Consider the following 22,571-nt stretch of genomic DNA (forward strand, 5'->3'; position numbering starts at 1 on the left):
TCGGCCACGCGCCGCGGACAGGCCCGGGCGGCTCCCGTCAGGGTCCGGAGGACCCGTGCGAGGGACCCGGCTCGGTCTACCGCCGCGTCCGCGATCGGTCCGGTCGTGATCGTCCACCGGGTGGTGCCGTCCGCCACCCGCCCTGCCGAGAGGACATCCTGGTGAACCACAGGCTTCTGCTGCTCGCGCCCGTCGTCCTCGTTCTGGCGGCCGGGTGCGCCGCCGTCGCGAACCCCGCGGTGCCGGCGGCCGTGGGAGCGCCGGGCTTCTGGTCGGGGCTCTGGCACGGGATCATCCTGCCGATCACCTTCGTGGTCTCCCTGTTCGTCGACCAGGTCGCGGTGTACGCGGTGCCGAACTCCGGGCACCTCTACGACCTCGGCTTCGTGCTCGGGGCGTGCTTCCTCTCCCTTCCCGGCCTGCTCTTCCGCCGCGGCGACCGGCACACGCGGGCATCGCGATGACCACCGTCGAGTTCGACGAGCCCGTGGGTCACGACGTCGTCCTGGCCGCCCTGGACCTCGCCCGGCTGGCACCGTCGGTGCACAACGCGCAGCCGTGGTGGTGGCGGACAGGTGACGGCGTCGTCCACCTGTACGCCGACCTGGCCCGCTGGCTGCCCGCGACCGACCCGGACGGCCGCGACGTGCTGCTCGGCTGCGGTGCCGCCCTGCATCACCTCCGGATCGCGCTGGCCGACCTCGGCCACGGTGCCGTGGTGCACCGGCTGCCCGCACCCGACGAGCCGGACCTGCTGGCCGTCGTCGGGGTCCGGCCCGGCCCGCGCGTCGAGCCGGCCGTCGACCCCACTCTCGCCGGGGCCGCCCGGCAGCGGCACACCGACCGCCGGCCCTTCCTCGAGGCGTCGCTCGCGCGTCGGACCGTGGACCGGCTCGTCCGGGCCGCCGGGGCCCAGGGTGCCCACCTGCGGGTCGTCGACGACCCGGACACCCGCGACCTGGTCGTCACCGCACTGCACTCGGCCGCGATCGAGCACGCGACCTCGGAGGGCTACCGCGCCGAGCTGGCGGACTGGACCGGGCGACCGAGCCGCCTCGACGGCGTGCCCGGGCACCGCCTCACCGGCGTCGGCGAGGGCCCCGACGGCGCGACCCTGTTCCTGCTCGCCACCTCGTCGGACGACCGGCTCTCCCGGCTCCGCGCGGGTGAGGCGATGAGCGCGGTGCTGCTGGAGGCGACCCGTTCGGGTCTCGCCACCTGTCCGCTGAGCGAGCCCACCGAGGTTGCGGGCGCCCGCGGACTGCTGGAGGACGAGGTGCTGCGCGGCTCGGCCTGCCCTCAGCTGCTCCTGCGGGTGGGCGACGCGCCGTCGGCCGGTCCCGAGCCCGTCCCCACCCCCCGTCGACCACTGTCGTTGCAGGTGGAGCACCTCGGCCGGTGACCGTGCGGCGGCCGACCGGACCGCCGCACGGGATCAGATCACCCTCCGGTGCTGCAGGTAGCGGAACGCGGCGATCCCGGGCAGCACGGGCAGCCAGTAGGTCAACAGGCGGCACACCAGCACAGCACTGACCGCCACCGCCGACGCGGTCCCGAGTGCGACGAGGCCGCCGATCATCATCGCCTCCACCGGTCCGACGCCACCGGGGACCGGGAGCAGGTGCCCCAGGGTCTGGGCGACCATGAACACGGCCAGCACTCCCACGACCGGGACGGGTCCCCCGAACGCTGCGAGGCTGGCGGCGAGACCGGCCGCGGAGACGACCATGTGCCCGAGGGCACCGCCGAACAGCTGGGTCGCCCGGACCGGGCGGCGCAGGGTGGCGGCCAGCTCACGGGCGATCCGGAGGCCCGGCCGCAGGACCCTGCGCCTGCCGAACGGCGATGCGAGCACCGCGACGGCAGCCGCCGCCACCCCCGCGGCGGCGACCGCGACCGGCCACCCCATCGGGATCCGCAGGTCCCGGCCGACGGTCGACGCGCCGAGGACGAACAGCCCCGCCAGACAGCAGACCGCCCCGCCGAGGCCCCCGGCGGCGACGTTGAGCACGGTCGCCCCGACCGCCGACGACCGACGGACCCCGAGCCGTTCCAGGAACGCCACGTTGATCGCGACGAACCCGATCCCGCCGGGCGTCGTGCGCCCGGTGAACGCGGCGGCGAGCTGCACGGCCGTCGTGCGCCAGAAGGGCAGCGCGACAGGGCTCGAGCCGAGGAACGACACCGACGACGCCACGATCGCGGCCAGCCCGGTCACGGTGGCCACCGCCAGCCACACCCGGTCCGCGTCCCGCAGGGCGCCGATGACCTGGTCCGCGCTCGCGAGCAGCGGGAGCAGGGCGTAGACGGCGGCACCGAACAGCAGGAGCCCGATCACGGTCGCCGGCCGCACCGGGGAACGCAGCACCGGGATCGGACGGTCGATCTCCTGGGCGAGCCGGCCCCGCAGCTCGGTGACCTCCAGACGCCGACCGGCGAGCTGGCCTCGGATCCGGCGGGGCAGGGCGAGCAGCTGCAGGTGCGGCAGCGCCGCCTCGAGCCGGTCCGGGTCGAAGGCCCGGCATGCGCTGACGACCGCCCGTTCCACACCGACGACCGACGCGACCGACACCAGCGCCTCCGCCAGGTCCTGGGCGCAGCGCACCGGAGACGCCCCGATCTTGCCGAACGTCAGGCCGAGGACCCACGGGCGGCCGTCGGCGTCGACGAGCACGTTGCGGGCCCGCAGGTCGTGGTGGGCGATCCGGGCCTGCGCCAGGACGGCGACCTGCGCCCACAGCCCGTCGAGGAGGGCGTCGTCGACCTGCTCGCGCGGCAGGTCGGGCAGGCGTCGCCCGGTGATCTCCCCGCGCACCAGGAGTGGGGCCCCACGTCCGGCCTCGCAGATCGTCACCAGCGGCGGGGTGCGCAGGCCTGCCCGCTCCGCCACGACGGTGACCAGCGCCTCGTGCTCGGTCTCGTGACGGATACTGGCCAGCGGCGGCTCGTCCTCCACCTCCACCGAGGCCAGCAGCCTGCGCAGCCGGTACCAAGCGCTCGCCCGACGGTGCAGCCGCTGCACCACCTCCACCCGCAAGCGCTGTCCGGCCGCGGTGGACACGGCGAACTCAAGCGGCCCCCACATCCGGGTCCGCAGCGCGACGATCTCGTCGACGTCGATCCCGGCCCGCTCCAGCGCGCCCCGCACAGCCGGCCCGCTCGTCCGTCGTCCCGGCGCACCCCACACCAGGTGCGAGGCCGACGCGACACCCCAGCCGAGTAGCCCGCCGCCGAGCGCACCGAGCAGCCATGCGTTCCCGAGGTGGATCTCCGCGACCGCGACCAGCACCGGCACCACCCACAGGACGCCGCGCCATCTCGTGGCGAGGTACGGCGTCAGCACCGCGACCAGCACCGCGGTGACGGTGACGGTGACCGTGGGGAAGGCCGGTCCGCCGCCGTCCGGTGGCCGTGGCCCGGCCAGTCCGCCGATCCCGAGGGCGAGCAGCCGGCTCGCCGCCACCGCGGCCGCAAGCTCGACCGCGAGCCTGAACCGCTTGAGGTAGAGGGCGGCAGCGACGACGGCCGCGACGCCGACCCAGCCGCCGACCAGCACGAGGCCCCGCCAGACCAGGTCGAGACCGCCGACGAGCTGCCGGATCTGCTCGACGAGCCCCAGCTCCACCGGCCCCGGGGCGACGAGGCGCCACACGAAGGCGGCCGCCACGAGCAGGCCGGAGGCGAGCCCTGCCGCCACGAGGTCGCGGGGATCCCTGCCGATCGCGGTCACGGACCGCAGCAGCCGGTCGTCGCGACGACCGGCTTTCGCAGTGACCGCCTCGTCCGGCGCGGGATCGCGGCGCCGCCGCCCGAGAATTCTCATGTGATGTGCGACCCGGCCCGATCGGTCAGCGCTGCCGGTTCCGGGAGCCTTCGGCCCACCCGGCCGGCATGTTGCCGTCAGGGTCGGCGAACATCGCCGTCTCACCGACGTCGCCCACCGGCATCGGGCCCGTCAGCCGGTGCGCGCCGAGCTTGTCGGCCCGGCCCAGGACCACCTCCAGGTCGTCGACGCGCACGTAGAAGGTCACCCACGGGGGCACCCCCTCGGGGGTCTGCACCATCCCGCCCTGGATCCCGGCGTTCCCGCCGGTGTCGACGACGCCGTAGCCGGTCCGATCGAGGTTCACGCTCCACCCGGACAACGCCGAGTAGAAGCACCCAGCGGCATCGGCATCGGTGGCTCCGACCTCGGAACGGACGACGGGGGCACCCATGGCGAACCTCCTGTTCGGGGACGCGGGAGTGCCGCGTCGGAGTCGGTGAGCCGCTGACGGGCCAGCCGCTCCAACAGCTCGGGCAGGGCCCCGGCGGGGACCCCGGACAGATCGGCCCAGCTGCCCCGGACCACTCGGCAGACTGTGCGGCGAGGCAGTGCAGGGAACTCCGCGGCGAGGCGCTCGACGGCACCGATGGTTGTGTCGTCGACGCGGGCGGGAGTGGACGGAGCCTGGATCATCGTGTTCCTTGTCGCCGGTGCAGGGCGGGCGGACGCGATGGTCGTGTCCCCCCCTCCCGCCCGACCAGGGACGAAGGTCCCTCGCACACGGCACACGTCGTGGCAGCCGGGGTCCGGGTCCGAGGTCAACGCCGTCCCGATCCCTCTCGGCCGCTCCATCCCGGCTCGACCTGCCGCCATTCCGCGGCCCACTCGCTCGACCGCAACCGACCCAGCATCCGCCTCTCGACCATCGTGCCCGACCCGACCAGCGCACCGCCGACCGCGAGCGCGACGATCACGCTCAGTGCCGTCATGACCAGCGGGAACTCCGGGCCCAGTGGTGGATCGACGAGCTCACCCCCACGGTCGGTCCAGACCGTGACCTCACCTCCCGCCTGGGTCAGTGGCGGCACCTGGGTGGTACCGGTCCGGGTCGATCCGTCGGCGGCGGTCCACCGGACGCTGCCGTACGCCGTCGCGGCACCGCCGTCCCTCGGAATGACCGGCACATCCGACAACGCCACCGCCCGGATCGGGAGGCGGTCGCCGTGTTCGCGGCGCACCTCGTCGCCGGCCGCCGCATGCACCCAGACGCCCACGACGGCCACTGCGACGAGGACGGCTGCGGTCAGCCCGCACAGCAGCCACGTCGTCGCCGCCTCGACACGGTCGCTACGGCGGCGTGGCAGGCGGCGCCGCCCACGGCGGTCGGGGTGCTCCTCCGTGCGCATCGCTTCCTCCAGAGAACTCTCGACGGTCGGGGCGGGCCCGACACACCGGTGGCCGTCCGGCCTCTCGCCGAGCACACCGCACCCGCCCCGAGGGCCCCAGGGCCGAGAGGTCCGTCGAGACCTCCGGAGGTCCCGGTTCCGCCGTGCCGAGGGTCCCGGGACCGACGCCACGGACGACCTCACCGCGTCCGGCAGCACCCGACCATCGACCTCGAGGACAGCGGACCGGCACCCGCCTCCCAGCGGTTCGTCGTGACCGGACCCGGACCTGCTGGTCGGTGGACCGACGCAGGCGTTCGGCCCGCTGCACACCGTGCCGCGGAGCGGCTGCGGCACCTGGGGTTCGTGATCCTCGGTGCTCCGACGACGTTCTGAGCCGCGACCACGGGTGTGGATCACGACCGGTCCGGTCCCGGTCCACCGGTCCCTCACCCGGGGACCTTCGCCTCCGGTGCGACGACGCGCGGGCGGCGCACCGTCGGGGCACACCTACGTGGAGCGTGGCCGAGCATCACAGGCCGACGAGGCCCGGGCAACGAGGGAGCAGGCATGAACGACCAACACACATCCGGACACGAGTACGCGGTGGTCGTCGGCGTCGACGGCACGGCGACGGCGCTGCACGCCGTCGCCTGGGCGGCCGACGAGGCCGTCGCCCACGGAGGATCGCTGCGGATCGTGCACGCCGCCCCGTACGCGGTCGATGCACCGGGGACGCGCCGGGCGACCGGGATCCTCGCGCGTGCGAAGGCCGTCGCACGCCACGAGCGACCGAGGCTCGCGGTGCACACCAGGTGCGTCGGCAAGCAGGTCCTCGACGGTCTGCTCGGTGAGGCCGAGGGGGCGCAGCTCCTCGTGACCGGCCTGATCTCCGAGACCATCGCCGACACCGTTCTCGGCTCGGTGACCCTCGACGTGCTCGGACGTTCCTCGTGCTCGGTCGCGGTGGTACGCCGCAGTGACGCGATCAGGGGCAGGGGAATCCTCGTCGGCGTCGCCGATCCCCGTGCCGACACCAGTGCCCTCCTCCTCGCGTTCACCGAAGCCGCCGCGCACGACGACGGGGTGACGGTGATCCACGTCGACGGTCGCCGGCCCGGCTTCCCCACGACCGACCTCGTCGACGCGGTCGGCCGGCTCTCGGCGCGCTTCCCGCATGTGCGGGCCCACGTCGACAGCGTGCACGGCGACGCCGCGGACGTGCTGGCGCGCCGGTCGGCCGCGGCGCGGATGGTGATCGTCGGTGGCGGGGGGCCGCACGATGCACGCCGTGTGCTGCTGGGGTCGACGAGCCGCGCGCTCGTCTGGAACAGCGCGTGCCCGGTCCTCGTCGCTCCTCGTGATGCCCAGCGGCACGCGACGGTCGGGGCGGCCGGACCGGAGCACGACGCCGGGTGACCCGCGGTCAGCCGATGACGAAAGCGAGCGCGGGACTCACCTGCAGCAGCGCCAGCGTGGTCCCGCGGTGCGCTGTGCCGAGCACTGCGCCGGCAGATCCTCCCAGCGCGTCGTGGAGACAGCTCCTGTCCACGGGCGCGGCGGCGATCCGCGTCCACCAGCCGAGCGCCGCGGCGGTGAGCCGGACCGCTTCGATCGCGCGCCCGAGGCGGACGTCGGCGTACGGGGGTGGGCCGTCGGCCCCCATCGCCAAGGTCGAGGGGTGCTCCGGAACGGCCCGCCCGTCGGACCACGCCGGGCCCAGTCCCGTGGCGTCGATGCGCCCCGCGTTGCGCGCCCAGACACCCTCACGTTCTGCCGCACGGCGGAGCCAGGGCAGGAGGCCCGCCTCGCGTACCGCCGGGTCGAGCCGACGTGGCACCCCGAACCGTTGCAGCCCGTCCAGCATGGCTACCTCCTCGCGGCAGGGCTCGCGGTACTCACCGGCCCGCAACACCGCGAGCACACCGGGTTCGGACGACACGGTGGTCACCGGGCGACGACCAAGTCCCACAACGGCAAGGCTCGCTGCCCGCAGCGCCGTACCGCACCCGACCCTCGCGAGGACCGCCTCGGCCGAGGGAGCCTCGGTCCACCGCCGGACCGTCATGCGGATCGCGACACCGTCGGACACCGGGTCGACATACCACGGTGTCGGGCCTGCTGGCCGGGCCGCGATACGGGCGGCCGACGTGACCGCCTCCATCAGCCTGTCGACGGTCTGCGGCTCCATCACCAGCCCGTCGGTGACCGTCGTCCGCTGTCGGTACATGCGTTCCAGTCTCCGGTGGGAGCGCCTGCCGGCACGAGGGCGGAAGGTCGGTCGCCTACGGTGCGACTGTCCGGATCCCGCCGGGACGATCGGCAGGGACGACCGGTGACGTTCGGCCCGACCCGGCCCGGCGTCGCCTGCCGGCCGGCCAGGGGGTGGGCCCGGGGTCATTCCGTCACGAGCACCGCCGCACCGATGATGCGATCGGCGGCGAGGTCCTCCAAGGCCTGGTCCGCGGCGGCCAACGGCCGTGGGTCGGTCCGCGGGCGCACCCCCAGCGTGCTCGCGAGGTGCAGGAACTCGTCCCCGTCGGCCCGCGTGTTGGCGGTGACACTGCGGAGCTGCCGCTCACGGAACAGCTCGCTGTCGTAGTCGAGCGCCGGAACGTCGGACAGATGGATGCCGGCGACCGCGAGCGTCCCGCCGGCGTCCAGGGCGCGCATGGCGACGGGGACGAGCTCCCCGGCGGGCGCGAACAGGACGGCCGAGTCGAGCGCTTCGGGCGGGACGTCGTCGGCCGGGCCGGCGGACGCCGCACCGAGCGAGAGCGCCAGTTCACGCGCGGCGGCCGACCTGGTGAGGACGTGGACGGTCGCACCCTGTGCGATCGCGACCTGGGCGACGACGTGTGCGGACGCACCGAATCCGTAGATCCCGAGACGTCCACCCGGTGGTAGTTCGGCACGTCGCAGGGCGCGGTACCCCACAATCCCGGCGCACAGCAACGGTGCGGCCGTCACGTCGTCGAGGGAGCCGGGCAGCCGGTAGGCGTAGGCCTCGGGGACGAGGCACAGCTCGGCGTAGCCGCCGTCGGCGTCCCAGCCGGTGAATCGCGCGTCGGGGCACAGGTTCTCCCGGCCCGACCGGCAGAACCGGCACCGTCCGCACGTCCGGCGCAGCCATGCCGCCCCGATCCGGTCGCCGACGGTGAAGCGACCCGTACCCGTCCCCAGCGCATCGACGACGCCGACCACCTCGTGTCCCGGAACGGTCCTGTCCCGCCGGGGCGCGAGGTCGCCCTCCGCGAGATGCAGGTCGGTGCGGCACACCCCGCATGCCGTGACGCGGATGCGCACCTCCCCGGGACCCGGCTCGGGCTCGGGCAGCTGGACGCGCCGCAGCGGTGACGACGTCGCGACGGGGCCCGGGTGGTCGACGACCCACGCCTGCATCGCCGCCGCCTCAGTCCGCCGGTCCGGCGAACACGTCGAGGATCTCGCGCACCGACACCATGCCGCCGACCGTGCCGGATGTTCCACGTACGGGCACGTGCCTGACGCCTGCATCGTGCATCCGCCGCGCGACGTCGCCGATCGCGTCCTGCGGGTCCGCCCAGACGAGTTCGGTGCTCATCAGGTCCGCCGCCTGGAGCCGGTCCAGGTCGCCACCGGTCGCGAGGGCGGTGATGACGTCGCGTTCGGACACGATGCCGACCGGCCCGTGGGTCCCGTCCACCAGCACGGCCCCGATCTCGTCCGCGAGCAGCTCCTCTGCGAGCTCGCGGGCGCTCCGGTCAGCGGTCACCGACGCCACCGGCGCGCGCATGACGCGTCGCACCGGGTCGTCCGTACGGACTCGTTCGGTCTCTGCGGGCATCGGGGTCCTCCCGGGTCGTGGTCGAACGAGAACGATCGTCGACCTCCCCCGGCGGCTCGGGCAGAGCCCATCGGCCCGGCCGAGCGGGCCGACGGTCCACCGTCGCGGTGGTCCCCGGTCACCGCGGGACCCGGTCCGGGTCGGGCACGTCGCCGCGCTCCACGAGCGACGTGAGCGAGGGCCGTCAGCTCCGCACGCCTCGCCGGCGACGCACCTGGGCCGAGGTCTCCTCGTGCCGGGCGACCGCCCTGAGCAGATCCCGCCGGGTGACGACCCCGACGAGCTCACCCTCGTCGACGACGGGCAACGAGCGGACGCAGGACCTCAGCATCAGGGCGGCGACCTGCGCGACAGGGTCGTCGCGACGGACCGTCTCGACCGGTGTCGTCATGACCTCCTCGACCAGCGCCGGTGTGTCCGCCCCCGATCGGGCCGGCGGCGCGACGCGACCGCGGATCAGGTCCGACTCGGTCACGATGCCGATCAGGGTGCCGCGGCGGCCGAGCACCGGCGCCGCGGTGAACCCGTGGGCGGCCAGGAGCGCCGCTGCGGGTACGAGCGGGGTGTCAGCACGGACCGTCACCACCGGCGAGCTCATCACGTCCTCGGCGGTGATGGCCCCCGGCTGTCAGGTACTCCCCCGTGATGACATCCCGCGGAGCGACATCGCCCGGGACGTCGTCGGCCGGACCGAGTTCGGCCATCTCGTCGTCGGCTTCCATGTCGGCTCCCTCCGCCCGGTTCAGGGAAGGCCGGGCTGCGTCCTGACCAGCCTTGCGTGCGAGGACCGTGCCCGGCCAGGGCCGTTCGGTACTGCAGGTCCGGCCGCTCGACGCAGAGGTGGCGGCCACAGGTCACACCGGCGTCGGCGCACCGCCCGCGGGGCCCGGGCACGCGAAGGGCCCCGGGGTACGCGACAGGGCCCGTCCCCGGTCACCGGGGACGGGCCCTGTCGAGCCGGGATCAGATGACGCGGACGCCCTGAGCCTGCGGGCCCTTCTGGCCCTGCCCGACCTCGAACTCCACGCGCTGCCCCTCGTCGAGGCTGCGGAAACCGCCGGCGTCGATCTCGGAGTAGTGCACGAAGACGTCGGCTCCACCGTCGTCCTGTGCGATGAAGCCGAAACCCTTCTCGCCGTTGAACCACTTCACGGTGCCCTGTGCCATGTCTGTCTCCTTCTGAGGTGGGAGAACCCGCACACCGTGCGCGGGTTCGGCCGGCCTTGAAGGCAAAACGTGCGCATCGTGACGATCTGCACGGCCTACCACCAACTTGGTCCCGAGGCGTGCATGCACGAACACCGAAACTGAACGACCTGTGTACAACAGCGTAAACGGTCGCCCGGACATTCCCTCACGCCGGTCGCTGCCGACGCCGGGCCCGGAGGAGGGCGTCCTCCCCACGCAGGGAGGCACCGATCTCGTCCAGGTATCTCAGGATGTGGCCGTAGGACGGCAACAGCCCACCGTGGCTGTAGCTGATCCCCCGCTCGGCGCAGAAGGCCTGCACCAACGGCTGCGCCCGGCGCAGGGTGGGGCGCGGCATGCTGGGGAACAGGTGGTGCTCGATCTGGAAGTTCAGCCCGCCGAGGGCGAAGTCGACCCCCCGTCCACCGAGCACGTCGTGCGACGTCAGGACCTGCCTGCGCAGGAAGTCCAGCTCCTCCGCCGCCGACAGGATCAGCATCCCCTTGTGGTTGGGGGCGAACGAGCAGCCCATGTAGAAACCCCACAGGCCCTGGTGGACGACGATGAACACCACCGCCTTCCCCGGCGACAGGACCAGGAAGACCGCCGCCAGGTAGACGACGATGTGTGCCGTCAGCAACGTCGCCTCGACCCAGCGGGCGCGCAGCCCACCCCGCCGCACGGCCTTGATCCCCGACCAGTGCAGGTCGAAACCCTCCAGGAACAGCAACGGGAAGAACAGGCTCGCCTGGTGTTTCGCCATCCACCGCAGGAAGCCTTGCGTGGCACGCCCCTGCGCGGGCGTGAACGCGAGCGGTGCGATGTCGATGTCGGGATCGGCGCCCTCGACGTTCGGGTTCGCGTGGTGGCGGTTGTGCTTCCCGACCCACCACCCGAAGCTCATCCCGACCAGCCCGCCGAGCCCGATCCCCACCGCGTCGTTGGCACGCCGGGTCCGGAGGATCTGTCGATGTCCGGCGTCATGACCGAGGAACGCGACCTGCGTGTAGACGACGGCCAGCGCCGCGGCCACGAACAGCTGCCACCACGTGTCGCCCAGCCACGCGAACACGACCCACACTCCGGCGAAGGCCAGCAGCGTCATGGAACCCTTCACCGCGTAGTGCGTCGGCCGACGCGCCAGCAGCCCGGCCTGTCTGACGATCCTGAGCAGATCGGCGTAGTCGCTCCCACGCCCCGGTCCGGGCATGTGCGGGACCGGTGCCGCAGCCGTGGTCATCGGGTCACCTCGTCCTCCAGCAGCGAATCCACCGGGGTGCACCGGTCGATGCCGTTCCCGACGACCGTCGCCGGCGAGACGACAGCCGATCCGGTAGGACCCGAGGTCCTGGTGCGGTCGGCGCGTCGGATGTGCGGCCGTGGAACAGGGTCGGACCACGAGGACCGGGATCGTTCGGGACGTGCACCGTCCATGGTCGTCCGATGTCGACGAGCGCGGCGGAGCGGGAGGTCCCCGCACCTGCAGCCGAACGACCCATCCGCATCCGGAGCGGACGGCGCGTCACCGCACGTGCTCGGGTACGTGGTCGATCGCGCGCAGGACGAGACGGGCCAGGGTGTCGGCAGCGGTTCGATCGAGCGCCGAGTTCTCCGCGATCACCGACGCGACGAGCGCGACGCGCTGCTCGTAAGGGGTCACGAAAGGCGGGCGGATGTCAGTGGTCATGGCGACGACGCTAGAAGCGGTGACCGGGTGGGAGGGAGGGGCGGAGGACCCGCCTGCGGTGGCCTCATGGCCCCGGCCCGGCGATGTCCGCCGACGCGGACGCCGTGGAGCCGGACTGCCGTGTGGCGGCCGCAGCAGGGACCTCCGTCCCTACTCGTGGGCCGGGGGGCGAGGGATGCTCCGGGCCCGGTCGACGCAGGCGGCGCCCGACCCCGGCGCCCGTGCGCACCCCGACCACCCGAACCCGTCGTGAGGACTGATCCGATGGCCACACCCCGCAACGACGTCGTCGTCCAGCTGGTCGGTGACCACCCTCCCGGCATCCACGAGAAGGCCACGGAGACGGTGCGGGCGGCACTGCGGCACGCCCGCGGGCCGGTCCTGCGCGTCACCGTCCGCATCGGACGCCACCCCGATCCCGCCGCACAGCCACCTGTCCTCGCAGAGGCCACGATCGACGTCGACGGCCACCCCGTCCGCGCCCGCGCCCACGCCGCGACCGACACCGAGGCCCTCGACCTCCTGCAGTACCGGCTGCGTACCCGGCTCGCACGCGACCGGCACCACCATGCCGCCCACTGGGAGGACCGCCGGGGCGAGCAACCGAAGTCGGAGCCGCACGAGTGGCGCCACGGCCAGCTCTCCCGGGCCAGGCCGACCTTCTTCCCCCGCCCGACCGAGGAACGGGCCGTCGTCCGCCACAAGACCTTCTCGGTCGGCACCGTGGACCTCGACGAGGCAGCCTTCGACCTGGAGGTGCTCGACCACGACTTCCATCTGTTCACCGAGGCGGGTACCGGCCAGGAGGGCGTGCTCTACCCGACTTCGGACGGTCTGCGCCTCGCTCTGGTCGATCCCCTGCGCGAGGAGCTCGCCCCGCACACCGTCGCGGTGACGGTCAGCCCGCAGCCCGCCCCCACGCTGAGCACCGAGGAGGCCTGCGAACGTCTCGGTGTTCTCGCCCTGCCGTTCCTGTTCCACCTCGACGCCGAACGCGGACGCGGCGCGGTGCTCTACCGCCGCTACGACGGCCACTACGGGTTGATCACCCCCACGGAATGAGACCGGACGAGGTCGGAACAGGCGTGTACGGACCGGGGCCGGCTGCGAGGACGAAGGTCCTCCCCATCCGATCTGCCCGACCCTCGAACCCGCGGGTGCCGGCATCGACGATGTGGGTGCGGAACGACCGACGACACGGGAGTGGAACCATGGAACGACCTCTCTCACCGGCGGACCGACGCACGACCGCGCGACGATCACTGGCGACGCCGGCCGGGCGCCGGGCCGACAGCCGCCGGTTGGACGTCCAGTGCTCCCACGGTCACCACGTCGCCCAGGTGTACGACGCGGACAGCGGGCTGGTCTACGTGTCCGACACCGGCGCACGCAGCCACGGCCGGGGTGACCGCGTGGACACCGGCCACATCGCCGGCAGGCGTCGCGGCGCCTACGTCGACCTGCTCGATCCGGGCGAGGGCGCGATCGACGACGACGACCTTCCGGCGAGCTGCGAGTGCGGCCCCCGGACGCTGTCCCGGTCGGGTCTGCTTGCCGCGGTCGCCCGCGGCCAACGGCACATGCGACTGCGCTGACCCTCCTGCCGACCTGCGTCCGGATCGGCCAGTGCCACGCACGCCCGGTCGAGGGACGGCACCCGACGCGTCCCGCCCGACCGGCTGGACGAGCCATCGCCTGAGGAAGCGTCCGGGCGCGTCACGAGGTGGGATCGGACTCGATCGCCCGGGCGCCGCCACGATTGTCGATCGGGATCCGGCGCGGCTTCGCCCGCTCACTGACCGGGATGCGCAGGGTCAACACGCCCGCGTCGTAGGCAGCCTCGATCTTCTCGGTGTCGAGGGTGTCCCCGAGGAACAGCTCACGGACCGCCGGGCCCTTGGCCCGCTCGGCGATCTGGTAGCTCACGCCCTCGGGGTGGGCGGAGCCACGCTCGGCCCGCACCGTCAGGAAGTTGTGTTGGACGTTCACCTCGATCGCGGACGGCTCCACGCCGGGCAGGTCGAGCTGTACGACGAACTGGTCGCCGTCGCGGTAGGCGTCCATCGGAACGACCATCGGTCGCACCTCGGACGTTTCCTGGTCGAAATGCCTCTGGCCGAGGCGGTCGAGGTCACGGAACGGGTCCGTCCGCATCAACACGGTGACTCGTCTCCTCTCCTGGGTCGTGGGTCAGTCGTCCGCCTCGACCCTCTCGCAAAGGGTGTCGTCCATGCGGACATGAGGGCGGGCGATGACCCAGGATGCCTCGTGCCGAGGGGCCCTCCTACGGGTGGAAGGCCCCCGTCACCGGGCCGTTGGGCCCCGTTCGGTGCACCGGTCACGGCCCACGGACGCCTGTCGTGGCAGAGCTCAGTCGGCCACCCGTACGTCACTCGGAGCCCACTCCGACGACCGCGCCCGCATCCCCGGCCCGACGACCATCACCGGGCATCGAGCCGTCGTCACGAGCAGCCGGCCCACCTGACCCAGCTCGAGTCCACCCGACCGGCCGCGTGCACCGATCACGACGAGCTGGGCCTCCGCCGAGAGCTCACGCAGCGCCCGCTCGGGGTGGTCACGAGTGGTGCCGTACCTCACCTCGACGTCGGGATGGCGTCTCGTGTGCTGCGCGACCCGGTCGTGCAGCGACTCCCGGACGCCCGCGGCGAACCGGCCGAACTCCACCGTGGTCCCGTGTTCGGTGTCCAGCGGGACGTCGCTCCAGGCGTGCAGGACCCTCAGGTACACGTCACGCGCGTGCGCTTCGCGGAGGGCGATCTCGAGCGCGGCGTCCGAGTCCGGCGAGCCGTCCACCCCGACGACGACGGGGTCGTCGGGTCCGGTGTCGGGCACCTGGTTGACGAACACGAGCGGGCATGCCGCCCTGCCGGCCAACGCGACGCCCAGGAGAGTGCCTGCCCACCCCCCGACCGGACGCCCGATCACCAGCAGCTCGGCCGCATCCGACATGTCGCCGAGAACCTCGACGGGGACGCCGTCGCACACCTCCGCGGACACCGCTGCGGCCGCGAGGCGCCCGAACACCTGCGCCGCCGCACGGTCGACGTCGCACCGGGCGGTCGACCGCAGCTCCGAACGCACCTGGGCCGCTGCCCGCACCGCCTCCGGGTGACCGGCCACCCCGTCCTGCCACTCCACGACCTCGATGAGACGCAGTCTCAGGCCGCGCCGATCGGCCTCACGCGCGGCCCACACGGCCGCGTCGACGCAGTGACGGGAGCCGTCGATGCCCACGACGACCGCCCGGTCGGCGGGGCGCGACGCTCCGGAACCGGCCATCGCTTCCTCCTCGGGTCTCGGTGTCCGAGCCTGGCAGCGCGACTGCCCGGGGAGCTGCGGCGGATCGGCCCACCGGACGGGGACTTTCGTCCCGGACACCCGACGGCGGTGAACCCGTGGGCCGCCAGGAGCGCCGCTGCGGCTGCGAGCGGTGTGTCACCACCGACCGTCACCACCGGCGAGCTCATCACGTCCTCGGCGGTGATGTCCCCGGCTGCCGGATGGCGGCGGGACGGAATGCGGCCGGCGCGTCACGGGTTCTTGCTCCTGGGCGCAGTGACTTCTGAGCACAGTGACATCGCGGGAGGCGACCGGTGACCGAGCTCGTGCCGTTCGTCGTCGCCCTCGTCGTCCCGCTGACGGGGCCGGCATCGATCTACGCTCCCTCGTGTGTGCTGTGCGCGCAGCTCGCGACGGAGGAGATCAACGTGGCGGGCGGGCTGCTCGGGCGGCCCGTCCGGCTCCGGATCGTCGACGGCTCCGGCGACCCGGAGCTGGTCGCAGCCGAGGTGGACCGGCTCGTCTCGCGCAACCACGTCGCCGCGATCGTCGGGTGGCACATCTCCGCCGTCCGCCGGCGCGTCGCCCCGACGGTCCGCCGACGGGTTCCCTACATCTACACCGCCCTGCACGAGGGCGACGAGACGACGCCGGGTGTCCTCGCCACCGGTGAAACGCCCGACATACAGCTGCGGCCGGCCCTGGGCTGGCTCTCCGACGAGATCGGTGTCCGGAAGTGGTTCGTGGTCGGCAACGACTACGTCTGGCCACGGCAGTCCGCCGTCGCGGCCGCCGAGTTCCTCCACGGGCGCGGCACCGGCGTCGTCGACATGCGGTTCGCCCCGCTGGGAACCGCCGACTTCCGGACCGCACTGGACCGCATCGGCCGCAGCCGCGCCACCGGGGTGCTGATGTTGCTCGTCGGCCGCGACGCGGTGGCCTTCCACCGCCAGTTCGCCGAGCTCGGGCTGGAGGACCAGTGCGCCCGGTTCTCGCCGCTGATGGACGAGACCATGCTCGCCGAGATCGGCCCCGAGGCCTCCCGGGACGTCTTCTCGGCCTCGGGGTACTTCGAGGCCCTCCCGACCTCCGAGAGCCTCGCGTTCGGGAGCCGGTACTCGCGACGGTTCGGCCCTGGGGCGCCACCTCTCGGCGGCCCGGGCGAGTCCTGCTACACGGGCCTGCTGACCCTGGTCGAGCTGGTCCGCCGGACCGGCCGCACCGACGGCGAACACCTCGCCCGGGTCGACCGGGTCCACGTCGCGAGCCCGCGCGGACCGGTGCACGTCGACGCGTCGAGGGCGAGCGCGCCCGCCCGGCAACGCGTGTACATGGCGACCGCCGACCGGCTGGGGTTCGACGTCCTCGACTCACTGTGACCGGCGGCAGGACGCTCACTGCGGCCACCTGACGGAAGGCGACGGTTCCCCATGATCGACAACCCTTTCGACAGCCGCGTTACGGCGCGGACCCTGGTCATGCCGATCGCGAGGACATGTTCTTCCCGCCCCGGGACATGAAGGCCGAGCAGGAGCTCGTCGCCGGCAGCGAGCTGAGGGTCATCGACGACGTTGCGGGGCACATGGGCGTCCCCGGCATCACCCGGGCTCCATCGACCAGGTCGACGAGCACGTCGCCGAGCTGCTCGCGGACGGCCGTCCCCGCCGGCCGGTGACCGACGCCGTGTTCACCTCCGAGCCTGAGGACCTCACTGTGCGCCACCCGAGGACCGCCGCCCGGTCGTCGACCAGCCGGCACCGGTGTCGCTCGGCGTCGCTGCAGGTCCGAGTGGCAGCGGGAACCGCCCCGAACGAGCGGACGCGACCGATCGGAACCGCCCACCGGTCCGGCTGTGCCGGTGCGCGGCGGTGCGTCCGGTACGGCGACCCCGGCCCGTGTGGGCTGCTGCTCCAGGTTGCGTCCAGGTCGGCACTGTCCGGAGTGGTCCGCGGGGTGGGGCTCCTGTGAGCACGGGCCGCGGCCGCGACGTCGCCGGTTCCGGAACTGCACCGGTCCCCTTCCCGTTCCGCCCCCCGAGCAGCGGGACGGACGTCTAGCGTCGGACGATCACGGTGGCGCAGGCGCCACCCGGAGGGAGGACGTCGATGTCCGGTGAGGTGCTGACCGCTGAGCAGCTCGGCCACCTGCGGCACTGGGACAACCTGTCCCGGCGTCTGCCCAACGACTGGTCGCAGATGCAGGGCAAGGGCGTGAGCCAGGACGACTTCGGCGGCTACCGTTTCCAGCTCGCCTACATGGTCTACGGGCTCGCGATCACCCACCGGCACCGCCTGCCCGCCGCCCCCGGCATGTTCGCACCGACGATCCGGCGGTTGATCGACAAGCTGCTCATGCCGGAGGTCTGGCTCTACTGGCGGGACGTCTCCCGCGGCGGGTCCGTGTTCAACGCCCATCTCTCCGGCCGTCTCGGCGAGGAATGGGATCCGGTCGTCCGCGACAACATCATGTACTCCGCGTACGTGCAGTCGTGCGCGGCGATGCACGACGCGATGTTCGACTCCGACCACTACGCCGAACCGGGATCGCTCACGTTCCGCCACTGGTCGTTCTTCTGGGGTGGTGAGGAGAAGCGGTTCGCCTACGACCGGGAGTCGCTGACCGAGCACCTGTACTGGCTCATGGTCGAGACCGGTTATCTCGGAGTTGCCTGCGAGCCGAACTGCGTGTTCCAGATCTGCAACCAGCCCGCGATCATCGGGTTCCGGCTGCACGACCGGATCACCGGTGGCAGCCGCGCCGACGAGGTCGTCGCAGGCTACGAGCGTGCGTGGGCCGACTTCGGGAGGCTCGACGCGTCGGGCCACTACAACATGATGGTGACCGAGGACAGCCGTGTGGTGCGCCCCAACGAACGGCCCTCGCCGTGGGTGGACGCGTGGTGTGGCGCGCTGATGAACACCTGGAACCGCGACTTCGTCCGCCGGCACTACCACCGCCAGGTGGCCGACTTCCTCGAGACCGGCCCCGGCGGCACCCTGTCGGTGCCGTCGGCGCCTGCCCGCCACGTCATGGGCCAGGAGGTCGTGTCCGACACGTGCGACCTCGGCTGGGTTGCCGCGTGGGCATCGGAGATGGGCGACGAGCAGACCCTCGCGGGCCTGCTGGCGCACGCCGACACCTGGATGTCCCCGACGTGGTTCGACGGCGGCCTCTACTACCCGCGCAACGACACCCACACCGACGCCGACGGCAGGCGCACCGAGATCGAGCCGATGTCGGGAAACGTCCTGCTCGGCTACGCCCGCCTCAACGTCGCCGACGGGCTCCGCGGGGTGTACCAGGACCAGTGGCCCGAGGGGCACTTCGAGGCGCCCCGCCTGGAGGTCGTCGACCGTGACATCGAGGTCAGCCGCGCCGAGGTCGTCGACGGCGTGCTGCACGCGAGGCTGCGCCGCGACCGCACTGTTCCCGGCGACGGGACCGTCACGCTGGCCGGGTTGCCGACCTCAGCCCGCCTGCGGCTCGGCGGCACCGAGCTGACCGTCCGCGACGGGCTCGTCGTCGACGTGCCGGAAGGGCACGCGGTCGACCTGGTGGCCGCGCCGTGACCGCCCCGCCCATCCGGGCGCGCTACTGCCTCGTCGACCACCACGGGACCCCGGTCACCGAGGCTTCCTACGCGAGCCGCTGGCAGCTGGTGCAGTTCGGGTTCACCTCGTGCAAGGTCGTGTGCCCCCGCGCCCTGGCCAAGCTCGACGACGCGCTCGACCGCCTCGGTACCGACGCCGCCGCGGTGGTGCCGCTCTACGTCACCGTCGACCCCGAGCGGGACACCCCGCAACGGCTGAAGGCTCATCTGGACGCGACGCATCCCCGCTTCACCGGTCTGACCGGCACGGCCGCACAGACCGAGGCGGCCGCGGACGCCTTCCGGGTCTTCACCCGCCGCCGTGACACTCCCGACGGCTACGACGTGCAGCACACCGCGATCACGTACCTGCTGGACCCTTCCGGCTCACCCGCGCGGCACTGGCCCGACACCCACGACGCGGAACGGATCGCCGCCGACCTGACCGCGCTGCTGCGCTGACCGGCCGCACCGGGCGTTCGCCAATCGTCAACGGCCGGTTCCCGGATCGCCGCGACCTCGGCTCGCCACCCTCATAACGTCTGTCACCCGGCTGGTGCCGCCGGCACCGGCGGAAGGAGAGGAACTCATCGTGACCACCGCCGTCGCCACGTCTCCCGAAGACCTGGCTGCTCTGTTCGTCCGTCATTTCACCGAGGGCGACCTCGACGCCCTCGCCGCCCTCTACACCGACGACGCGATCTTCGTCGTGGCCCCGGGGACCCCTGTCCAGGGCCGTGCCGCCATCAGCGCGGCCCTCGGTCAGATGCGTGCGGCCGGTGCGTCGATCGCGCTCGAGCTGCGCCGCGTGCACGTCGCGGGCGACACCGCCGTGCTGTCCAACACCGCGACCGTCAGCGGCATCACCCCCGACGGAAGCGACGTCGTGGCGCCCACCACCGAGGTCATGCGCCGTGAGGGCGACGGCTCGTGGCGCTATGTCCTCGACGACCCGTTCTTCTCCGCGTGACCTCCGCGGCCGCGGCCCGCACGCCGCACCCCGACACCTGCTCCTGCCACGCGGACCCCGAGCGGTTCGTCGCGATGGTGGCCGAGTTCGACCGCGCGCGCCGCGCCGCAGCGGGTCTGCACTGGACCGAGCCCGCACCGATCACCCACCCCCTCCAGTGGAGCTGCTCGGCGCAACTCTCCCACCCCGTCGTGCTGCAGGTGTTCGACGAGGCAGCCGCCGGGAGCGCGGTGGACACCCCAGCCGACGCCGTGACCGCCGCTGTCGCGGGCGCCGTGTCCGCCGACCTCGGCCGTTCCCCGGCAACGGCCGGACGGCCCCGTCCCGAGCGATTCGACGGGACGACCGTCATCAGCGGGGGCCGGGTGTTCACCGGCGACGGTGATGCACCGTGGGCCGAGGCGGTGGCCTTCGAGGGTGGACGGATCGTCGCTGTCGGAACCACGTCCGCCATGCACGCGCAGTTCCCCGGAGCGCGCGTCGTCGACGTCGGGGGCAGGCTCGTCGTGCCCGGCCTCAACGACGCCCACATGCACCACACCCCCGATCCCGCCGGGGTGCGGCTCCCCACCGATGCCGAGGTCGACCCGACCCGCGAGGCGCTGCTCGCCGCGATCGGCCAAGCGGTCGCCGCGACCCCGCCCGGCACGTGGCTGTTCGGCACGATGGGCATGTCGCTGATCACGGACGAGAGCCTCGACCGCACGGTGCTCGACCGGACGGCACCCGACCATCCGGTCATCCTGCTCGGGATGACCAACCACACCAACGTCCTCAACTCGGCGGCGCTGACGCGGCTCGGGATCGACGCCACCGAACCGGTCGAGCTGGGCGGTTCGCTGGAGCGGGACGCCGGCGGACGACCCAACGGCCGGATCCACGAGTACGCCCAGTGGCGCCCCCAGAGGACCTTCGCGGCGATGGCCACGACGGAGGAGGGGGCCGCGTCGGTCCGTGCGCTGTCGGACGAGTGCCTGCGCTACGGCGTCACGACGATCCAGAACATGTCGTGGACCCCGCCGCTGCGCTATCTCGAGATGGCAGCCGCGGCCGACGTGCCGCTCCGGATCCGCGTGATCGACTTTCCCGCGACCGGGGCCGGCGGTCGCTTCCCGACCCCACCGCTGTCCGACCGTGCCGCCGCGGCGGCACCTGGCGCGGGCCGTCTGGAATGGTCGGGCCGCAAGTGGATCCTCGACGGCACACCTGTCGAGGCGGCGGCATGGATGGACTACCCGGGCCGCGAGGGGCGGGGCGTCCAGAACTTCCCGGCCACCGAGGTCGACGGGATGCTGGCCGACTCGGTCTCGGACACCGACCAGCTGCTGCTGCACGCGATCGGGACCGACGCGGTCGAGATCGTCGTCGACGCGCTCGACCGCAGCCCCGACGCCGGCTGGGGTGATCGGCACCTGCGCATCGAGCACGCCGACGGCGCCACTCCCGAACAGATCGCACGCCTGCGCGGGCACGGCGCGATGATCGTCCAGAACCCGTGTCACTTCCTGCTCACCGACATGTACACGCTGCGCTTCGGCGCGGAGCACGGGTACTCGTCGTTCCGGTCCCTGTTCGACGCGGGGATCGGGGTCGGGATCGGATCGGACGGACCGCTCAACCCGTACCTCGGAATGCTGGCGGCCGTGCTGCACCCGACGCGGCCTGCTGAGTCGGTCGACGTCGCGACGGTGCTGGCCGCGTACACGGCCGGTTCGGCGACGGCGGAGGGCGCCGAGAATGAGAAGGGCCGACTCTCGCCCGGCTACGTCGCCGACCTCGCCGTGCTGTCCCAGGACCTCTTCGCCATCGCCCCGGAGCTGTTGCCGGCCACGCGGAGCGTGCTCACGGTGATCGAGGGGCAGATCGAGTGGGACGCGCTCGGCGACGAGGCGCTCCGTTCCCCGGCCGCCGGGGGTCAGGCGGGCACGGCCGGTACGTGACCGGGTCGCGCCCACGTCCCGGGCGCGACCCCGTACCTGCGGCGGAACGCCCTCGCGAACGTGGTGGCGTCGGCGAAACCGCATCGCGCAGCGACAGCGGCCACCGTCGGGCGGGGCCCACGTTCGAGCAGACGTACCGCCCGGCGGAGCCGCTCGTCGCGCACGAACGTGGCAGGCGGCGGCTGTCCGGCCTCGGCGAACACCCGCGTGACGTAGCGGCCCGACACCCCGAACCGCCGGGCGATGGTGTCCACCGACATCCCGGGGTCGGCGAGGTTGTCGAGGACGAAGCGCTGCATCGTCATCGCGAACGCGACCGCGCCCGCCGGGGCGACCTCCGGCCCGGTGAGGGAACCGAGCAGTGCGTCGAGCATCTCCAGGACGGCCGAGGACATCCTGCCCGCGGTCAGCGGGTCGAGATCCTCGACGGTGTCGTCGAGCGTGCCGGCGGTCGCGGCGAGCACTCTCAGCGCCGGGGTGGACGATGGGATGGTCCGCGCGAGCAGCGCGGACACGACCGGCATACCGACCCCGACGCAGGCGCTGGGGACCTGGATGGTCAGGCAGGACGTCGCCGCTTCGCACTCGAGCAGCAGCCTGCCCGTGCTGCGGTAGAGCACCGCCTCGCCGGGCAGCGCGCGCGCCGCCCGGCCCTCCTGGGCGACCCTGAACGATCCGGTGCGCTGGATCGAGAGGAACAACGTGTCCGGCGTGTCCTCCGTGACCCTGCCTGATCGGGTCATCCGGCAGGGTCGCGCGGCGATCCGGGCCAGGCCGACGCGCTGGTCGAGACCGTGGCCGACGATCTCGCCATGGAACCCCTCGTGCGCGGTGGGCGACCGCTGGACCCGGAGCGGGACGAAGCTGCTCTCCGCGATCGAGCTCCACTCGTCGAGGGAGGAGGCGGCCGCGGAGAACAT

Annotated in this window: 25 protein-coding genes; 11 read left to right on the top strand and 14 right to left on the bottom strand. The window is 73.0% G+C overall.

All coding sequences use genetic code 11. The features are described 5' to 3' along the window. The first annotated feature begins 161 nt into the window (after positions 1 to 161). Entirely contained in the window at positions 162 to 464 is a 303-nt protein-coding gene (locus TOK_RS01575; RefSeq protein WP_216361810.1) for a hypothetical protein, read from the top strand. Beyond that, entirely contained in the window at positions 461 to 1,402 is a 942-nt protein-coding gene (locus tag TOK_RS01580; RefSeq protein ID WP_098955937.1) for a nitroreductase family protein, read from the top strand. The genes TOK_RS01575 and TOK_RS01580 overlap by 4 nt, the downstream gene beginning before the upstream one ends. A gap of 33 nt (positions 1,403 to 1,435) precedes the next feature. Here TOK_RS01580 and TOK_RS01585 read toward each other — a convergent pair whose 3' ends face one another. From TOK_RS01585 to TOK_RS01595, 3 genes are all read right to left on the bottom strand, one after another. After that, positions 1,436 to 3,823: a lysylphosphatidylglycerol synthase transmembrane domain-containing protein gene (locus TOK_RS01585; protein WP_141566231.1), complete on the bottom strand. Its 2,388-nt coding sequence runs from the start codon at positions 3,821 to 3,823 to the stop codon at positions 1,436 to 1,438. 25 nt (positions 3,824 to 3,848) lie between these two features. After that, positions 3,849 to 4,217 (bottom strand): VOC family protein, encoded by a 369-nt coding sequence (locus tag TOK_RS01590; protein ID WP_098955939.1) that lies wholly within the window; start codon positions 4,215 to 4,217, stop codon positions 3,849 to 3,851. A gap of 367 nt (positions 4,218 to 4,584) precedes the next feature. Continuing rightward, positions 4,585 to 5,172, bottom strand: coding sequence for a hypothetical protein (locus TOK_RS01595; RefSeq protein WP_098955940.1), 588 nt, complete (start codon positions 5,170 to 5,172; stop codon positions 4,585 to 4,587). A gap of 549 nt (positions 5,173 to 5,721) precedes the next feature. On the opposite strand from TOK_RS01595, the gene TOK_RS01600 reads away from it, so the two are divergent. Beyond that, positions 5,722 to 6,570 carry a universal stress protein gene (locus TOK_RS01600; RefSeq protein WP_098955941.1) on the top strand — a complete coding sequence of 283 codons (849 nt, stop codon included), beginning with the start codon at positions 5,722 to 5,724 and terminating at the stop codon, positions 6,568 to 6,570. Positions 6,571 to 6,577: 7 nt separating this feature from the next. On the opposite strand, the gene TOK_RS01605 is transcribed toward TOK_RS01600, so the two are convergent. From TOK_RS01605 to TOK_RS32260, 8 genes are all read right to left on the bottom strand, one after another. Continuing rightward, on the bottom strand, positions 6,578 to 7,381 hold the full coding sequence (locus TOK_RS01605; RefSeq protein WP_098955942.1) for a hypothetical protein: 804 nt from the start codon (positions 7,379 to 7,381) through the stop codon (positions 6,578 to 6,580). Between the two features lie 167 nt (positions 7,382 to 7,548). Next, positions 7,549 to 8,553 (bottom strand): zinc-dependent alcohol dehydrogenase family protein, encoded by a 1,005-nt coding sequence (locus TOK_RS01610; protein ID WP_098955943.1) that lies wholly within the window; start codon positions 8,551 to 8,553, stop codon positions 7,549 to 7,551. Positions 8,554 to 8,563: 10 nt separating this feature from the next. Beyond that, on the bottom strand, positions 8,564 to 8,977 hold the full coding sequence (locus TOK_RS01615) for a cyclic nucleotide-binding/CBS domain-containing protein (protein ID WP_098955944.1): 414 nt from the start codon (positions 8,975 to 8,977) through the stop codon (positions 8,564 to 8,566). A 184-nt stretch (positions 8,978 to 9,161) separates the two neighbouring features. Next, on the bottom strand, positions 9,162 to 9,575 hold the full coding sequence (locus TOK_RS01620; RefSeq protein WP_098955945.1) for an HPP family protein: 414 nt from the start codon (positions 9,573 to 9,575) through the stop codon (positions 9,162 to 9,164). Beyond that, positions 9,544 to 9,699 (bottom strand): hypothetical protein, encoded by a 156-nt coding sequence (locus TOK_RS33170; protein WP_216361811.1) that lies wholly within the window; start codon positions 9,697 to 9,699, stop codon positions 9,544 to 9,546. The genes TOK_RS01620 and TOK_RS33170 overlap by 32 nt, the downstream gene beginning before the upstream one ends. Before the next feature lie 241 nt (positions 9,700 to 9,940). Further along, entirely contained in the window at positions 9,941 to 10,144 is a 204-nt protein-coding gene (locus tag TOK_RS01625) for a cold-shock protein (RefSeq protein WP_098955946.1), read from the bottom strand. A 187-nt stretch (positions 10,145 to 10,331) separates the two neighbouring features. Then, complete coding sequence (locus tag TOK_RS01630; RefSeq protein WP_253258121.1) at positions 10,332 to 11,405, bottom strand: acyl-CoA desaturase; 1,074 nt, start codon at positions 11,403 to 11,405, stop codon at positions 10,332 to 10,334. Positions 11,406 to 11,687: 282 nt separating this feature from the next. After that, complete coding sequence (locus tag TOK_RS32260) at positions 11,688 to 11,852, bottom strand: DUF6307 family protein (RefSeq protein WP_172457344.1); 165 nt, start codon at positions 11,850 to 11,852, stop codon at positions 11,688 to 11,690. A gap of 264 nt (positions 11,853 to 12,116) precedes the next feature. Between TOK_RS32260 and TOK_RS01635 the strand changes: the two genes are divergently transcribed. Both TOK_RS01635 and TOK_RS01640 read left to right on the top strand, forming a co-directional pair. Continuing rightward, positions 12,117 to 12,914 (top strand): sigma 54 modulation/S30EA ribosomal C-terminal domain-containing protein, encoded by a 798-nt coding sequence (locus TOK_RS01635; protein WP_098955947.1) that lies wholly within the window; start codon positions 12,117 to 12,119, stop codon positions 12,912 to 12,914. A 278-nt stretch (positions 12,915 to 13,192) separates the two neighbouring features. Next, a complete protein-coding gene (locus TOK_RS01640; protein ID WP_253258122.1) occupies positions 13,193 to 13,447 on the top strand; it encodes a hypothetical protein in 255 nt (84 codons plus the stop codon). A 121-nt stretch (positions 13,448 to 13,568) separates the two neighbouring features. Here TOK_RS01640 and TOK_RS01645 read toward each other — a convergent pair whose 3' ends face one another. Further along, positions 13,569 to 13,928 carry an Hsp20/alpha crystallin family protein gene (locus TOK_RS01645; protein WP_374754844.1) on the bottom strand — a complete coding sequence of 120 codons (360 nt, stop codon included), beginning with the start codon at positions 13,926 to 13,928 and terminating at the stop codon, positions 13,569 to 13,571. Positions 13,929 to 14,222: 294 nt separating this feature from the next. Further along, the gene (locus TOK_RS01650) at positions 14,223 to 15,152 is read right to left on the bottom strand and encodes a universal stress protein (RefSeq protein WP_098955949.1); all 930 of its coding nucleotides are present in this window, start codon (positions 15,150 to 15,152) and stop codon (positions 14,223 to 14,225) included. A 314-nt stretch (positions 15,153 to 15,466) separates the two neighbouring features. Between TOK_RS01650 and TOK_RS01655 the strand changes: the two genes are divergently transcribed. The 6 genes from TOK_RS01655 (at position 15,467) to TOK_RS01685 (ending at position 21,651) form a co-directional block, all read left to right on the top strand. After that, positions 15,467 to 16,531: a substrate-binding domain-containing protein gene (locus tag TOK_RS01655; RefSeq protein WP_098955950.1), complete on the top strand. Its 1,065-nt coding sequence runs from the start codon at positions 15,467 to 15,469 to the stop codon at positions 16,529 to 16,531. A 116-nt stretch (positions 16,532 to 16,647) separates the two neighbouring features. Then, positions 16,648 to 16,827 (top strand): hypothetical protein, encoded by a 180-nt coding sequence (locus TOK_RS01660; RefSeq protein ID WP_098955951.1) that lies wholly within the window; start codon positions 16,648 to 16,650, stop codon positions 16,825 to 16,827. 430 nt (positions 16,828 to 17,257) lie between these two features. Next, complete coding sequence (locus TOK_RS01670; protein ID WP_098955953.1) at positions 17,258 to 18,721, top strand: hypothetical protein; 1,464 nt, start codon at positions 17,258 to 17,260, stop codon at positions 18,719 to 18,721. Further along, on the top strand, positions 18,718 to 19,203 hold the full coding sequence (locus TOK_RS01675; RefSeq protein WP_098955954.1) for an SCO family protein: 486 nt from the start codon (positions 18,718 to 18,720) through the stop codon (positions 19,201 to 19,203). Before TOK_RS01670 ends, TOK_RS01675 begins: the two co-directional genes overlap by 4 nt. A 130-nt stretch (positions 19,204 to 19,333) precedes the next feature. Further along, complete coding sequence (locus TOK_RS01680; RefSeq protein WP_172457345.1) at positions 19,334 to 19,711, top strand: SgcJ/EcaC family oxidoreductase; 378 nt, start codon at positions 19,334 to 19,336, stop codon at positions 19,709 to 19,711. Further along, positions 19,708 to 21,651 carry an amidohydrolase gene (locus TOK_RS01685; protein ID WP_098955956.1) on the top strand — a complete coding sequence of 648 codons (1,944 nt, stop codon included), beginning with the start codon at positions 19,708 to 19,710 and terminating at the stop codon, positions 21,649 to 21,651. Before TOK_RS01680 ends, TOK_RS01685 begins: the two co-directional genes overlap by 4 nt. Here TOK_RS01685 and TOK_RS01690 read toward each other — a convergent pair. Beyond that, positions 21,627 to 22,571 (bottom strand): AraC family transcriptional regulator, encoded by a 945-nt coding sequence (locus tag TOK_RS01690; RefSeq protein ID WP_098955957.1) that lies wholly within the window; start codon positions 22,569 to 22,571, stop codon positions 21,627 to 21,629. The two genes, TOK_RS01685 and TOK_RS01690, sit on opposite strands and share 25 nt — an antisense overlap.

Origin of the sequence: Pseudonocardia sp. N23, from assembly GCF_002583555.1 — a bacterium.
In the GTDB taxonomy this organism is placed as follows: domain Bacteria; phylum Actinomycetota; class Actinomycetes; order Mycobacteriales; family Pseudonocardiaceae; genus Pseudonocardia.